The sequence below is a fragment of the Paractinoplanes tereljensis genome (assembly GCF_016862435.1).
GTDB lineage: Bacteria > Actinomycetota > Actinomycetes > Mycobacteriales > Micromonosporaceae > Actinoplanes > Actinoplanes tereljensis.
In genome coordinates this window covers 1-13924 of sequence record NZ_BOMY01000011.1, presented here as the reverse complement: position 1 = coordinate 13924, position 13924 = coordinate 1, and the positions used below count along the sequence as shown (strand labels likewise).

The 13924-nt window shown below is 69.5% G+C and carries 15 protein-coding genes; 8 read left to right on the top strand and 7 right to left on the bottom strand.

Translation table 11 applies throughout. The features are described from left to right. Positions 1 to 41 precede the first annotated feature (41 nt). Positions 42 to 629, bottom strand: coding sequence for a class I SAM-dependent methyltransferase (locus Ate02nite_RS08185; protein ID WP_203801584.1), 588 nt, complete (start codon positions 627 to 629; stop codon positions 42 to 44). A 12-nt stretch (positions 630 to 641) separates the two neighbouring features. Beyond that, positions 642 to 1133 carry an AfsR/SARP family transcriptional regulator gene (locus Ate02nite_RS08180; RefSeq protein WP_203801581.1) on the bottom strand — a complete coding sequence of 164 codons (492 nt, stop codon included), beginning with the start codon at positions 1131 to 1133 and terminating at the stop codon, positions 642 to 644. Between the two features lie 221 nt (positions 1134 to 1354). Between Ate02nite_RS08180 and Ate02nite_RS08175 the strand changes: the two genes are divergently transcribed. Both Ate02nite_RS08175 and Ate02nite_RS08170 read left to right on the top strand, forming a co-directional pair. Next, on the top strand, positions 1355 to 2011 hold the full coding sequence (locus Ate02nite_RS08175) for a response regulator (protein ID WP_203801578.1): 657 nt from the start codon (positions 1355 to 1357) through the stop codon (positions 2009 to 2011). A 119-nt stretch (positions 2012 to 2130) separates the two neighbouring features. After that, on the top strand, positions 2131 to 3561 hold the full coding sequence (locus Ate02nite_RS08170) for a hypothetical protein (RefSeq protein ID WP_203801575.1): 1431 nt from the start codon (positions 2131 to 2133) through the stop codon (positions 3559 to 3561). Between the two features lie 38 nt (positions 3562 to 3599). Here Ate02nite_RS08170 and serA read toward each other — a convergent pair whose 3' ends face one another. Then, positions 3600 to 4814, bottom strand: a complete 1215-nt coding sequence (gene serA, locus Ate02nite_RS08165; protein ID WP_203801572.1) for a phosphoglycerate dehydrogenase — start codon at positions 4812 to 4814, stop codon at positions 3600 to 3602. A gap of 164 nt (positions 4815 to 4978) precedes the next feature. Then, entirely contained in the window at positions 4979 to 5899 is a 921-nt protein-coding gene (locus tag Ate02nite_RS08160; RefSeq protein WP_203801557.1) for a phosphotransferase, read from the bottom strand. 161 nt (positions 5900 to 6060) lie between these two features. Between Ate02nite_RS08160 and Ate02nite_RS08155 the strand changes: the two genes are divergently transcribed. Then, complete coding sequence (locus tag Ate02nite_RS08155; RefSeq protein ID WP_203801554.1) at positions 6061 to 6921, top strand: DMT family transporter; 861 nt, start codon at positions 6061 to 6063, stop codon at positions 6919 to 6921. On the opposite strand, the gene Ate02nite_RS08150 is transcribed toward Ate02nite_RS08155, so the two are convergent. Together Ate02nite_RS08150 and Ate02nite_RS08145 are read right to left on the bottom strand one after the other, a co-directional pair. Further along, positions 6918 to 8045: a sensor histidine kinase gene (locus Ate02nite_RS08150; RefSeq protein ID WP_203801551.1), complete on the bottom strand. Its 1128-nt coding sequence runs from the start codon at positions 8043 to 8045 to the stop codon at positions 6918 to 6920. The genes Ate02nite_RS08155 and Ate02nite_RS08150 overlap by 4 nt on opposite strands. Continuing rightward, entirely contained in the window at positions 8042 to 8695 is a 654-nt protein-coding gene (locus Ate02nite_RS08145) for a response regulator transcription factor (protein WP_203801549.1), read from the bottom strand. Before Ate02nite_RS08145 ends, Ate02nite_RS08150 begins: the two co-directional genes overlap by 4 nt. Positions 8696 to 8784: 89 nt before the next feature. Between Ate02nite_RS08145 and Ate02nite_RS08140 the strand changes: the two genes are divergently transcribed. Genes Ate02nite_RS08140 through Ate02nite_RS08125 form a run of 4 tightly spaced genes read left to right on the top strand, consistent with a single transcriptional unit; the run spans position 8785 to position 12301 of the window. After that, on the top strand, positions 8785 to 9411 hold the full coding sequence (locus Ate02nite_RS08140) for a hypothetical protein (RefSeq protein WP_203801547.1): 627 nt from the start codon (positions 8785 to 8787) through the stop codon (positions 9409 to 9411). Further along, the gene (locus Ate02nite_RS08135) at positions 9408 to 10463 is read left to right on the top strand and encodes a peptidoglycan-binding protein (protein ID WP_203801545.1); all 1056 of its coding nucleotides are present in this window, start codon (positions 9408 to 9410) and stop codon (positions 10461 to 10463) included. The genes Ate02nite_RS08140 and Ate02nite_RS08135 overlap by 4 nt, the downstream gene beginning before the upstream one ends. 5 nt (positions 10464 to 10468) lie before the next feature. Then, on the top strand, positions 10469 to 11119 hold the full coding sequence (locus Ate02nite_RS08130) for an ABC transporter ATP-binding protein (RefSeq protein ID WP_275422817.1): 651 nt from the start codon (positions 10469 to 10471) through the stop codon (positions 11117 to 11119). Further along, positions 11120 to 12301 carry an ABC transporter permease gene (locus tag Ate02nite_RS08125; protein ID WP_203801541.1) on the top strand — a complete coding sequence of 394 codons (1182 nt, stop codon included), beginning with the start codon at positions 11120 to 11122 and terminating at the stop codon, positions 12299 to 12301. A gap of 64 nt (positions 12302 to 12365) precedes the next feature. On the opposite strand, the gene Ate02nite_RS08120 is transcribed toward Ate02nite_RS08125, so the two are convergent. Then, on the bottom strand, positions 12366 to 13016 hold the full coding sequence (locus Ate02nite_RS08120; RefSeq protein ID WP_438871167.1) for a DUF4360 domain-containing protein: 651 nt from the start codon (positions 13014 to 13016) through the stop codon (positions 12366 to 12368). A gap of 225 nt (positions 13017 to 13241) precedes the next feature. Between Ate02nite_RS08120 and Ate02nite_RS08115 the strand changes: the two genes are divergently transcribed. Continuing rightward, a complete protein-coding gene (locus Ate02nite_RS08115; protein WP_203801536.1) occupies positions 13242 to 13877 on the top strand; it encodes a DUF4360 domain-containing protein in 636 nt (211 codons plus the stop codon). Positions 13878 to 13924: the final 47 nt, after the last annotated feature.

The following is a 13924-nucleotide window of genomic DNA, read 5'->3' as shown; positions in this document are numbered from 1 at the left end:
GTGATGAACGCATCTCGGTTTTCTCGTGCGGAGAGTGACGCTCATCGCATCCGCCAGACGGTGGTCGCGAGCGTCTCGGCTTCCTCCAGCGCGGCCGGTACGGGCACGACGTACTCGGTCAGCGCAGTGAAGAGCCGCTCCGGGAAGTACCCCCGTCCGGGGTCGCCAACCAGGACATCGACCGAATTTCGGCGAGCCTCGCGAAGAATTTTGGTGATCGCGGGCGCGACCGCGGGGCTGTAGAAGACATCGCCGGCCAGAATTACCTCGGGACGATCCGGGGTGTCACTGACGGTGACCTGGTTGGCGGCGGCGTTGCGCTGGGCGGCCGCTACCGCGTCCGGGTTCAGGTCGGTGGCGGCCACGTGCGCGGCGCCGGCCCGGGCGGCGGCGATGGCCGCCACGCCGGAACCGCAGGCCAGATCGTGTACGCGTTTACCGGCCACGGTTTCCGGATGGTCCAGGACATATCGGGCCAGAGCCTGCCCGCCGGCCCAGACGAAGGCCCAGAACGGCGGGGGTACGTCGCTGCGGAACTCGCCGCCGGTGAGGTCGAACAGGCCGACCCGCTTCCCGGCCAGGTAGAGCGAGATCTCCGGAGCCAGCGGAACGGGGAGCAGGGTGGTCACCCCGCAAGTCTGTCAGTTGACCGGCGTGGCCTCGGCGCGCTGGGCGATCACGAGCTTGGCGCGGTATTCGCTGCGGGCCTCGGCGGCCCACGCGACGTCCTCGTCCTCCAGCAGCGGGCGGGTGGCCAGGAACGCGGCGGCGGTGAGCGGTTTCGCGGCCCGCGCGGCCGGGCGGCCCTCGGCGGCGGCGATGAGCTCCTCGAAGCGGGCCACGTCGACCCGGACCCGCTCGGGGTCGAGGCGCAGCCGGCCGCGGTGGCTGCCGATTACCGAGTCGCGGGAGCTTACGCCCGGTTCGAGGTGCTTCCGAAGAACCGACAAGTCGGCCTCAACGGACTTCTTGCTCGTGCCCAGCTGCTCGGCCAGCTCCGAGATGGACGCCTCGCCACGTAGCGCGAGCAGGGCGAGGAGGTGCCGTGGGCGCTCGCCGCCGAAGTCACGGCCCGCCAGGCGCTCGCCCCGAGTGCGAACCTCGATGCGGCCGAAGAGCTGGATGTCGAACATGAATCGAAACTCTGCGTCTGAGAGAGTTGACCGGCAAGCCCTAACGCGAGGGGGCCAGATCAACCGAAAGATTGGTGATCACGGCCGGTTAGCCTCATCCAGCCATCGGGCGTACCGGCGGAACGGATCCGGCCCGTCGCAGCGGCAGGCTGTTGGTAGGGCAAAGATGAGAGCCGGTACTCCGTAGACTTCCCGAGGTCCGTTCGGTTGAAAGGTGGCGCATGAACAACGGCGAAGCGATCAGCGTCCTCGTCGTCGACGGCCACCAGACGTTTGCCGAGCTGCTCGGACACGCTCTGGCCGGCCAGCCCGACCTGCAATACGTGGGGCACGCACGCACCGGTGCGGAAGCTCTGCAACTGGCCGCACAGCTCCAGCCCAATGTGATCCTTCTCGATCCGGAACTGTCCGATGCGGACGGTATTGCGATTGCTGAGCTGATTCGCGTACGGCAGCCCGACACGCGTGTGGTGATCCTCACTGCGAGCGATGAATCGGCTTTGGTCGGGCGCGCGACGGCGGCCGGCGCGGCGGGTTTCCTCTCCAAGAACGGTGCCCTCGGCGACGTGTTGAACGCGTTGCGCACCGCGCACGGCGGCGGCATGACCGTCTCCACCGACATCCTCGCCCGGCTGCTGCGCAGCACTACCCCGGTGGCCGCGCCGCGCGGTGGCGGCTTGACCGTCCGCGAGGACGAGGTGCTGCATCTGATGGCGGTCGGCCTGGACGCCCGGGCCATCGCCCGGCGGCTCGGCATCAGCCTGCACACCTGCCGGGGTTACGTGAAAGCGGTGCTGGCCAAACTGGGCGCGCACAGCCAGCTGGAAGCGGTCGCGATCGCCTCCCGGCGGGGCCTGCTCAGCCAGGATCGGCATTAACTCTAAGTAGTTGGCACCGGCACTCATCCGCGTGAACTTCAAATACGTACCTCTGTCGGGGTAGCCGGGTTGACCGGCGATAGCCGGGTTGACCGGCGATGCGACAGGGGAGACACGCTGTGGATCGAGAAGCAGCTGACGACGCGTCCGATGTGGCGGTGGCCGACCCGATGGCCACCGGCAACCGACGGGGCGGCAGGGAGGGTGACACCCTCTATCGCCGTCCGCCCGCACACCCGCCGGCTGATTCGACCACCGGCGGATCCTGGTTCACCGACGGCACCGACATGCCGTCCGAGGCCGAGACGGATTCCGGGGCCGCATCGTCGCGGGGCTCGGGTCGCGCCTCGTTCGGCTTCGGCGACGGACCGATCTCACCCAAGCGCTCGGCGCCCACGTCCGGGCCGCCCGCTTCCGCGGGGGCTTCCTCGGGAGGGTACGAGCCGCTGCCGTCGATGGCGTCCGACGACTTCTCCGGGTCCTTCGAGTTCTCGCCGACCTCGTCGCCGACCGCCGGGCAGCCGATCTCCGGGCCGCCGGCCTATTCGCCGCCGGCGTTCTCGCCGGCTTCGGCGGTTTCCCAGGACGACCTTCCGGTACGGCGACAGGACTCGCGGCGGCCCGCTCCGGCCGCCGTCCCGAACTGGCCTTCATCCGGATCCGGTGCGCTCCGCGGCCCGTCCGGTGCACTTCGCGCTCCCTCCGGCGAGATCGCCAGTTGGGGCAAGGACACCGGCGAACGCCGGGTCGTCCGGCACGATCGGGAACGGGAACCGGCCGCCGAGCCGGTTCCGGCCCCGCGGCAGTCACGCGCGGTCACCATCGGCATGATCGTGCTCAGTGCCATCGTGGTGCTGGCCGGCGCGGTGGTCGGCGTCGTCTACTTCTCCGGGTCCGACGAGAAGCTGGACGGGGTGCTGCAGTTGGGCGCCGGCGACCCCGGCAAGCGGACGGTGAGCGCGCCGCTCGACAACCGCACCAAGGCGAGCTTCGAACTGCTGGCCGGGGCCAACTCGGTGAAGGTGACCATCGGCGAGCTCGGCGACGACCTGTACCGGATCTCCACACCGGACGACGCCGGCTTCCTGCCCAACCCGACGATCCGCAACGACGACATCAAGCTGCAGGTCAGCAAGGACGGCGACGGGACCGGCGGGGAGATCGAGGTGGTCCTGGCGGCCAAGGTGCGCTGGGCGCTGCGGTTCTCCGGGTACGCCGAGAAGCAGGTCATCGACGTCAGCGGTGGGCAGATCAGTGGGCTGGAGATGGTCGCCGGGATGCGTACGGCCCAATTGACCCTGTCCCGCCCGACCGGAACCGTTCCGGTGAAGATCAATGGCGCGGTTGATTCGCTGATTTTGAAGTCGCCGGCCGCCAACCCGGTGCGGATCAAGGTCGGCGGCGGTGCCCAGACGGTGGTGGCCGGGTCGCGGACGCTCAAGGACGTGGCCGCCGGTTCGACGCTGACGCCGAAGGGCTGGGATGTCGCCAACCGGTACGACGTCACGGCCGGCGCCCGGATCACGTCACTGACGGTCGAGAACGCGTAAAGGGCCGGCCCTTCCAGGCCGGCCCTCTTTACCTCAGTTCAGGACAGAACACGCAGGCGGACCGTCTGCTCCATGTTGCGAAGCTGGTCGAGCACCTCGTCGCTGTAGCCACCGCTGATGTCGGTGATCAGGTAGCCGTACTCCCCGCGGGTGCTCAGCAGCTGACCCTCGACGTTCACCGCGTGCTGGGCCAGGATGCTGTTGACCTTGGCGAGTACGCCCGGGGTGTTGAGGTGGACGTGCACGATGCGGCTCATGCCGTCCTGCTCGGGCAGCGCCACCCCCGGCAGGTTGACGCTCAGCGTCGTGTTGCCGTCCTCCACGAAGTGGACCAGCTTGTTGGCCACGAAGTCGCCGATGTCGGACTGCGCTTCCTCCGTCGACCCGCCGATGTGCGGGGTGAGGATGACGTTGGGCAGGCCGCGCAGCTCGGAGACGAACTCGTCGCCGCGGCCCTTCGGCTCGGTCGGGAAGACGTCCACGGCCGCGCCGGCCAGGTGGCCGCTGGCCAGGGCGTCGCGCAGGGCCACGTGGTCGACCACGATGCCGCGCGAGAGGTTGAGGAACAGCGAGCCGCGCCGCATCCGCCGGAACTGGTCGGCGCCGAAGAAGCCGAGGTTGCCCGGCCGGCCGTCCACGTGCAGCGTGACGAAGTCACAGGTCTCCAGCAGCTCCTCCAGCGAGGCGCAGCGGTGGGCGTTGCTCAGCGCGAGCTTGTCGGCCGTGTCGTAGAAGGACACGTGCATGCCCAGGTTCTCGGCGAGGACCGAGAGCTGGGTGCCGATGTTGCCGTACCCCACGATGCCGAGCCGGCGGCCGCGGATCTCGTGCGCGCCGTCCGCCGATTTGTCCCAGACACCCTCGTGCATGAGCGCGTTCTTCTCGGTGAGCCGGCGGGTCATCGAGATGATCTCGGCGATGGCGAGCTCGACCACCGAGCGCGTGTTGGAGAACGGCGCGTTGAAGACGGCGACCCCGCCGGCCGACGCGGCGTGCAGGTCGATCTGGTCGGTGCCGATGCAGAACGCGCCCACCGCGACGAGACTGTCGGCGGCCTCCAGCACCTTCGCCGTGACCTGAGTCTTGGACCGGATGCCGAGCAGGTGCACGCCCTGGATCCGCTCGATCAGCTCCACCTCGTCCAGCGCGTTGCGCACGGACTCGACGGAGTACCCCTCGGCTTCCAGCCGGGTCACCGCGTCGCGATGAATGCTCTCCAGCAGGAGGACTCGCACCTTGGCCTGGTCGATCATCGTGTTCCGTTCCGTGTGAGGATTTTTCGGCGGTCCGGGCCGCCACGCCGAAGCCCAGACATCCCAGACTAATGCGCGGTCGGGCCTGGTCCGGGCAGGTGTGCCGGACCTCCCATCTGGTGCGATCGCCGTATCCATTTATACGGCCCTGGGAGGTTTTCGGATCAGAGGCGTTCGCGCAACCAGGGCCGCAGGGCGTCGGCCTGCCTCCGCTGGAAGGCGCGCACGGTGGGGATCGCGGGCGGCGGCGGCAGGCGGCAGATGTGCTCGAAATAGCCGACCAGGCCGGCCAGGAAGTCGGTCACCACGGCCGGGTCGACGGTGTCCAGGGCCCGCGCCGGATCGCCGCCGTGCACGTAGACGTTGACGCCGAGAAGCAGCCGGTCGACCCACTCGGGCCCGTTCGCGCCCCACGGCCAGTCGACGATCACCACCCGGCCGTCGTCGTGGCGAACCAGCATGTTGTCGGCCCGGATGTCGCAGTGCACGAGGGTGTTTCCGCTGCTCAGGGCGTCGAGCGAGCGTTTCGCGGCGGTGGCCAGCTCGGGCAGCCGCCCGGCCAGCCACGGGTCGAGGTCGGCGGGCGGGTCGGCGGCGATCCGGTCCCACGAGGCGAAATCCTCGGCGAAGCGTTCCGCGGTCGTCGGCAGATCGCCGACCGGCGACGGGGTGACGGCGGCGGCCAACTCGGTGAGCGCGGCCAGGGCCGCGTCGAATTCAACTTCCACCCAGGGGGTACGGGGTTGGGCGCCGTCGACGTCCTCGAGGACCAGGACCACCCAGTCATCGTCGTCGAACGCGCCCAGCAGCTGCGGGACCGGAGCGGTGCGGGGCAGGGCGGTGCTCACCCGGGTCTCCATCCGGGCCAGCTCGGCCGAGCGGCTGTTGATCGCCGGGTGCACCGCCTTGACGAAGGCTCTCCGGCCGGTCTCGGTGGTGACCCGATCGGCGGTGCCGGGGGAGAAGCCACCCCGTTGCGACACGGCCGTCTCGACCCGGCCGCCACCGACAATCGTCTCGATCCGGAAACGAACCGCCGCCGGCAGGTCGAGCCAGCCGATCCGGGTATGGGGCGTGTCCGTCATGCCCACGATCGTGGCAGTGCTGGTCCGCGTACCGAAAGGCATTTTCGGTCTTGTACCGCGACTGACGCAGATGGATTTACACCGTGCGGATGACGCCAAGATCCCAGGAAATCGAGAGGCTGAGACGGGGGTACGTGAGGCAAGCTCAAAGAGGGGTGTTTATGGCTTCGCTCGGTTGGGCTGTCACGCTGTCTGTTTTGTCCGCGGCGAGTTATGCGGGGGCCGCCGTCGCACAGGAACGTCTGGCCAAGAACGGCCAACGGGGTCTGGCCCGCTGGGTGGTGGCGCTGGTGCTCACGGCGGGCGGGGTCGGCCTGCACGTGATCGCCCTGAACTTCGGCACGGTCGCGGTGGTCCAGGCCCTGGGCACGCTGACCCTGCTGTTCGCCCTGCCCATCTCGGCACTTCGATATCGCACCAAGATAAGCATCCCGGCGTGGATAGACGCCGGTCTGACCGTCGCTGGACTGTGCCTGATCATGTCGCTCTCGGTGGAGTCCGCCGGACCGTCCCTGCTCACCTCGGCCGACGCCCGCTATCTCGCGCTGATCACGCTGATCCTGGTGGTCGGGCTGGTCGGGGCGGCCACCACGGCCGGCCCCCGCACCAGGGCGATGTTGCTGGCGGCCGCCGCGGGGGTGGCCTTCGGCATCTCGTCGGTCCTGTCCAAGGCCGTGATGGCGGCCTTCACCGACGACGGCCTGGAGAACGTCTCCATGGTCCAGGCCGGCCTGGTCGTGCTGCTCGGGATCGGCGGCTACGTCCTGAGCCAGCTCTCCTACCGGGGCGCGGGCCTGGCCGCGCCGCTGGCCACGGTGAGCGTCGCCAACCCGATCGTGGCCGCGATCGCCGGCGTGGTCGTCTTCCACGAGACCTTCCGCTTCGGCACCGAGGGCCGTGTCGTCGTCGCCGTGGCCGCCATCGTGATGACCCTGGGCGTGATCGGTCTGGCCCGCCGCACCACCGTCCCCACCGAAACCGCCGCCGCCCCAGCCGACCAGGCCGTGCCGGCCGCTACCTAGAGGGCTCGCGGGAGGAGCACCGTGACGATCAGGCCGCCCTCGTCGCGGGCGGTGGCCGTCACCTGGCCGCCGTGCGCCTTGGCCACCGCTCGGACGATCGACAGGCCCAGGCCGGCGCCCGGGGAGTGCAGGCGTTCTTTGCCGTATCGGTGGAACGGCTCGAAGAGGCCGGCGACCTCGTAGCGGGGGATGGCCGGGCCGGAGTTGCTCACCTCGAGGATCACCCAGCCGTCCGGGCGGATTCCGGTGCGGACCCGGACCCAGCCGTTCTGCGGGATGTTGTGCCGGATGCCGTTCTCCACCAGGTTCTGCACCAGGCGTTCCAGGAGCACGGGGTTGCCGGCCACCGCCGCCTCGGCCGGTTCGGCAATCACCTTCACCGTGTCGGAGACGGCCACGTGGTCGACGATGTCGGCCAGGTCTACATAGGAGCGTTCGGAGACCGGGCGGTCCGACTGGGCCAGCAGGAGCAGGCCGTCGATCAGCCGGCCGTGCCGGTCGTTGATCGTCAGCAGGGTGGTGCCCAGCTGCCGGACCTCCTCCGAGACCCCGTCGGGAGTGAGGGCGACCTCCAGCAGGGTGCGGTTCAGGGTCAGCGGGGTGCGCAGCTCATGGGAGGCGCTGGCGATGAAGCGGCGCTGGCCGTCGAAGGAGTGGTCGAGGCGGGCCAGCATCACGTCGAAGGTGTCGGCCAGTTCTTTTATCTCGTCGGTCGGGCCGGTCAGGGCGATGCGTTCGTGCAGGCCGCGGTCGGCGTCGGGGGCGGTGGCTATCCGCCGGGCGGTCGCGGTGATCTGGTGCAGCGGCTGGAGCATCCGGCCGGCGATCAGCCAGCCCAGGGCGATCGCGGCCGCGCTCACCACGGCCAGCGCGATCAGGCCCTGGGTCAGCAGGGTGTGCAGGGCGGTGTCCTGGGTGCCGGTGATGATCTTCTCGACCGCCTGCGGGCCGGGGCCGTTGTCCGGGGTCAGCGTCTCGGACCGGGAGAAGGAGGCCTCGCCGGCCACCGCGGTCGGCAGGCGCTGCTGCACCAGCACGTAGGTGACGCCCAGCAGCACCATGCCGGCCAGCACGAACAGGCCACCGTAGACCAGGGTCAGCCGGGTGCGGACGGTGAGTTTCATGGAATTCGGTACCCCACTCCCGGCTCGGTGAGCACCACGGGCGGTTCACCCAGCTTCCGGCGCAATTTCAAAATCGTCATGCGTACGGCGTGGGTGAACGGATCCGCGTTCTCGTCCCAGGCCTTCTCCAGCAGCACCTCGGCCGACACCGCGGTGCCGTCGGCGCGCAGCAGCTCGGCCAGCACCGCGAACTCCTTACGGGACAGCGGAACGTAGCGTCCGCCCCGGTGGACCTCGCGGCGATGCGGGTCGAGGCTGATGCCGGCCCGGCGCAGGATCGGCGGGGCGGCCGGGCGGGACCGCCGGCCCAGCGCGGTGACCCGGGCGGAGAGCTCGCGGAAGGCGAACGGCTTGGGCAGGTAGTCGTCGGCGCCCAGGGACAGCCCGGTGACCCGGTCGTCGATGCCGGCCGCGGCGGTCAGCATCAGCACCCGGGTCTCGCCCTGGGTGACGATGACCCGGCACACGTCGTCGCCGTGCACCGCGGGGATGTCGCGGTCCAGCACCACCACGTCGTAGTCGTTGACGCCGAAGCGTTCCAGGGCGGCCGCGCCGTCGTACGCCACGTCCACCGCGTGGGCCTCGTGGCGCAGACCCTGAGCCACCGCGTCGGCCAGCAGCGGCTCGTCCTCGACCACCAGGATGCGCATGCCTCTCATCGTGCCGCGCGCGGGCGTCAATTGGGCGTCACGTTTTTTCGTGACGGTGGGGAAACCGGTCGATCGCTGTACTTCGTCCCGTGGCGGCCGACCGGCCGCCGGTGAAGGAGACGACGATGCGAACCCGGACGGTCGCGGCGCTCGCCCTCATGTCGGCCCTTGTGGTCGCCGGGTGTGGGCGTACCACGTCGAACGATCCGCAGGTGGCGAGCGCACAGACCGGCACCGCCAAGCCGAGCGCCAGTGCCAGCGTGTCCACCTCGCAAGACCCGGACTCGGACGTGAAGTTCTCGCAGTGCATGCGGGACCAGGGCCTCAGCTGGTTCCCCGATCCGTCGGGCGGCAAGATGGCGGTCGTCGAGCCCCCGGGCGTCGACCGCTCGAAGGTCGAGGCGGCGCAGGAGGCCTGCAAGAAGTACCTGCCGAACGGTGGCGTGCCGCCGAAGGCGAGTGCCGAGGACCTCGAACGGTCGCGCAACATGGCCAAGTGCATGCGGGAGAACGGCGTGCCGAACTTCCCGGACCCGCAACCGGATGGCGGGATCGCCATCGACGCCACCAAGTTGGGCACCGGGCCGGGCGACCCGACCTTCGACAAGGCCGAGAAGGCCTGTTCGAAGTACGTGCCGGAGGGCGCCCAGAAGCGCACGTCGGTCGGCGGTGGTACCGACGATCGCGGCACCGTGGTCGAGAGGGAAGCCCCATGAGCGCCCGGCGGACCGCGGGAATCGTGGCCGGGGTGGTCGCGGTCGGGGCGGTGGCCACCGCGGTCACCGTGTTCAACCTGCCCGACCCGTCCGGGAACAGCGCCGGGGCCAGCGACAACACCACGCCCACCACAGCCGAGATCGCCCGGGAGACGCTTGTCGACCGGGAGACCCACGACGGCACCCTGGGCCACGGCCTGACCAGCACGCTCGCCGCCAAGTCGAACGGGACGGTGACCTGGCTGCCGAACTCCGGCGCGTTGGTCAAACGGGGGCAGACCCTTTACAAGATCGACAACAAGCCGGTGGTGCTGCTCTACGGCACGCTGCCGTCCTATCGGACGCTCGCGCCAGGGGTCAAGGGCGCGGACGTGAAGCAGTTCGAGAAGAACCTCTGGGCGCTCGGCTATCGCGGATTCACTGTCGACAGCACCTATTCGTCGTCCACCGCCGCCGCAGTCGAGGACTGGCAGGACGACCTCGGACTCAGCGAGACCGGCCGGGTGGAGACCAGCCAGATCGCCTACGCCGCGACCGCGATCCGGGTCGACTCGGTCACCGCCGAGAACGGTTCCGCCGCGATGAGCGGCACGGAACTGCTGAAGTACGCCGGCACCGTGCTGGTCGCCACGGTGAAGATGACGATGGCCTCGCAGCGGCTGGCCAAGCCGGGTGCCGCGGTCCAGGTCGAGATGCCCGACGGCAAAAAGATCAACGGCAAGATCATCAAGGTGGGTACGACGGTGCAGGAGGGCCAGGGCGACCAGCCGGACACCACTCTGCTCGAGGTGACGATCGGCTTCTCCGGCGCCCCGACCGGCCTGGACGAGGCGTCGGTGGCCGTCTACTTCACGTCGTCGGAACGCAAGAACGTGCTTACCGTGCCGGTCGGGGCGCTGCTCGCGCTGGCCGAGGGCGGTTACGGCGTGCAGGTCGTCGACGGCAGCACGACCCGGATCGTCGCGGTCGAGACCGGCCTGTTCGCCGACGGCAAGGTCGAGGTCACCGGCCCGGGCCTGGAGGACGGCACCAAGGTGGGGGTGCCGGCATGAGTCAGGTGATCGAGCTGTCCGGGGTCACCAAGAGTTACCCGGGTGGCGTGACCGCCGTACGGTCGGTGGATTTGTCCGTGGAGTACGGCGAGCTGGTGGCGATCGTCGGTCCATCGGGGTCGGGCAAGTCCACCATGCTGCACCTGATCGGCACGCTGGACCGGCCGTCCGAGGGCCGGGTGAAGATCGACGGGCACGATGTGGCGACGCTCAGCGACCGGCAGCTGTCGGCGCTGCGGGCCCGCCGGATCGGCTTCGTCTTCCAGCAGTTCCACCTGGCGCCGGGGCGGGACGCGGTGGCCAACGTCGCGGACGGGTTGCTTTACGCAGGCGTACCGAAAAGGGAGCGGGAGTGGCGCGCGGAGGCCGCGTTGGTCCGGGTCGGCCTGAGTGACCGGCTCACCCACCGTCCGCACCAGCTCTCCGGCGGCGAGCGGCAGCGAGTCGCCATCGCCCGCGCGGTGGCCGGGGATCCGGCCGTGCTGCTCGCCGACGAACCCACCGGGAACCTCGACTCGGTCTCCGGGGCCGGGGTGGTGGAACTGCTGCGCGAGTTGAACGCGACCGGCACCACCGTCCTGGTGATCACCCACGATCACGAGATCGCCGGAAGCCTGCCCCGGCAGGTGCCGATGCGGGACGGGGAGGTGGTCTGAGTGTCACTCACTCCGGCCCGGCTGCGCCCGTCCGACCTGCTGCGCCTGGGCGGCACCGGGCTGCGGGCGAGACCGCTGCGCGCGGTGCTGTCGGCACTCGGGATCGCGATCGGCATCGCGGCGATGACCGCGGTGGTCGGGATTTCGGCGTCCAGCCAGGCCGACCTCGATCGGGCCCTGGCCGCGCTGGGCACCAACATGCTGACCGTGACGCCGGGGCAGACGATGTTCGGCAAGAATTCCGACCTGCCGGACACCGCGGTGCCGATGATCCGGCGGATCGGCCCGGTGCTGTCGGCCACCGCGACCGGGTCGGTGGACGACGTGAACGTCTACCGCACCGATCGGATCCCGGCCGGGCAGACCGGCGGCCTGGCCGTGCTCGCCGCCGACCTGGGCCTGCTCAAGACGGTCGGCGCCGCGCTGTCCGGCGGCGCCTGGCTGAACGCCGCCACCGCCCGGTACCCGGCGGTGGTCCTCGGTTCGGACGCGGCCCGCCGGCTCGGCCACCCGCCCACGGTCTATCTGAACGGTCGGGTGTGGACCGTGCTCGGGGTGCTCGATCCGGTGCCGCTGGCGCCCGAGCTGAACTCGGCGGCCCTGGTCGGCTGGTCGGCGGCGGCCACCTACCTGGGCTTCGACGGGCACCCGACCACGGTCTACGCCCGGGCGATCGAGTCGCAGGTGGAGGCGGTCCGGAACGTGCTTGGGCCGACCGCCAACCCGCAGCAGCCGAACGAGGTGAAGGTGTCCCGGCCGTCCGACGCGCTCGTCGCGCAGCGCACGGCGAACGCCACCTTCACCGCCCTGCTGCTGGGACTGGGCGCGGTGGCGCTGCTGGTGGGCGGCATCGGCGTCGCGAACACCATGGTGATCTCGGTGCTGGAACGGCGGGCGGAAATCGGCCTGCGGCGGTCGCTGGGCGCGACCAAGGGGCAGGTACGCACGCAGTTCGTCACCGAGTCACTGCTGCTGTCGCTGCTCGGCGGGGCGGCCGGGGTGCTGCTCGGCTATCTGGTCACCGGGGCGTATTCGACCACCCAGAAGTGGCCCACCGTGGTGCCGTTGTGGGCCCTGGCCGGCGGGGTCGGCGCGACCGTGGTGATCGGCGCGATCGCGGGCCTCTATCCGGCGATTCGAGCGGCGCGATTGGCGCCGACCGAGGCACTGGCCGCCAGCTGAATTCGATTTTGGGCACGGCTTGGCGCCGGCCGGAACAATTCCGGCCGGCGCCTTCCCTTTCGTTCTAGGGGCAGTTCTGCCAGGCGAAGTGGTAAATGGTGTTCAGAGCGCCGTCGGTCGAGTCCATCGAAATGAAGCTCGTGGTCTTCTTGGGGTCGGAAGTGCCGGCCGCCACCCGCAGTTCCGTGTTGATGTTGAGATTGCGCAGCGCGCCACAGGGCGACCAGACCATCGACGCGATCGGGATCTCGTCGCTGTTCTGCCAGTCATCGCCCAGCGGGCCGGCGTAGTTGTGGGTCACGAACGCGGTCTGCGACTGGCCCTGGAAGTAGTAGTTCGCCTTCTGCAGGGCGGTCGCGCCCGCTTCGAGGGAGGCGAACCCGCGGTAGTCGACCTTGCTGATCGCGTAGGTGAAGCCGCTCGGGACGTGCACGACGATGTTGAGCTGGCAGTTCTTCCGCCAGTCGGTGGACGTCGCGCCGATCCCGACCAGTGCCGTGTACTGCGAGTACGTCACGGTGAAGGCCGTGTTGTCGGGGGACACCGCGACCGCCGCCGTGCCGGCCGGGCAGCCCGAACCGTTGACCGTCACCACGTCGATGACGATCCGGTCGGTGGGTGGTGGGACGGGTAGATCGAGATAGCCGACCGCGGATGCCGGACCGGCTATCAAGGCCGATGCGAACACCCCCAGCATGGCGCAGAAAATGTACAACGCCTTTCGCATTTGGACTCCTTCCAGAAAAGGCCCCAGCGACCTCTCGGGATGCGGGTCACGGTAGACATTTCATAGATGAGCGTCAATGCGTTGATTTGATCAGACCTTTGATAAGCAAACTAATTAACACTTGTTGAGTGCTCGCGAGGGAGGCTAGCATTCGATCGCTTCATACATATCGATCAATGTCTAATACCTTGGATCGCCGAGGAGGGAACCCCGATGACCTTCAGGCTGGCCGCACTCGCCTCCGCCACCGTGCTCGCCGCGCTGTCCCTGTCCGGGCCGGCCCGGGCCGACACCGTGCTCACCCCGCCCAGCGGTCAGGTCACGCTCGACGTGCAGACCGTCAACGGCTCCGGCTGCCCGGCCGGCACCGCGTCGGCCGCGATGCAGTCCGACAACACCGCCTTCAAGATTTCCTACTCGCAGTACCTGGCCGAGGACGGCGGAACCACCGACCCCACCGCCTTCCGGAAGAACTGCCAGGTCAACGTGCTCGTGCACATCCCGCAGGGGTTCACCTTCGCGATTGCCCGGGCCGATTACTGGGGCAAGATGCACCTGGAAACCGGGGCCACCGCGCTGGAACGGGCCAACTACTACTTCCAGGGCTCGTCCGACAACAACTACGTCGACCACCCGTTCACCGGGCCGTACGACGGCAGCTGGCGGGCCACCGACATCACCGAGACCGCCGATCTGGTCTGGGCACCCTGCGGGGTCACCCGCAGTCTCAACATCAACACCGAGCTGCGGGTCTACGCGGGCACCTCGACGCGGCGCAGTTACATCTCGATGCGCGCCTCGGACGGCGAGGTCTACACCCTGGTCCAGTTCCAATGGAAGCAGTGCTGACGCTGGGGCGGTCAGCACTTCACGGCGGCGGGCGGCGCATCTGCGCC

Coding starts and splice junctions, on each gene's coding strand:
- Ate02nite_RS08135 (WP_203801545.1), top strand. CDS start 9,408: ATGAGCGCCCGGCGGACCGCGGGAATCGTGGCCGGGGTGGTCGCGGTC.
- Ate02nite_RS08180 (WP_203801581.1), bottom strand. CDS start 1,133: ATGTTCGACATCCAGCTCTTCGGCCGCATCGAGGTTCGCACTCGGGGC.
- Ate02nite_RS08155 (WP_203801554.1), top strand. CDS start 6,061: ATGGCTTCGCTCGGTTGGGCTGTCACGCTGTCTGTTTTGTCCGCGGCG.
- Ate02nite_RS08145 (WP_203801549.1), bottom strand. CDS start 8,695: ATGCGCATCCTGGTGGTCGAGGACGAGCCGCTGCTGGCCGACGCGGTG.
- Ate02nite_RS08150 (WP_203801551.1), bottom strand. CDS start 8,045: ATGAAACTCACCGTCCGCACCCGGCTGACCCTGGTCTACGGTGGCCTG.
- Ate02nite_RS08160 (WP_203801557.1), bottom strand. CDS start 5,899: ATGACGGACACGCCCCATACCCGGATCGGCTGGCTCGACCTGCCGGCG.
- serA (WP_203801572.1), bottom strand. CDS start 4,814: ATGATCGACCAGGCCAAGGTGCGAGTCCTCCTGCTGGAGAGCATTCAT.
- Ate02nite_RS08115 (WP_203801536.1), top strand. CDS start 13,242: ATGACCTTCAGGCTGGCCGCACTCGCCTCCGCCACCGTGCTCGCCGCG.
- Ate02nite_RS08175 (WP_203801578.1), top strand. CDS start 1,355: ATGAACAACGGCGAAGCGATCAGCGTCCTCGTCGTCGACGGCCACCAG.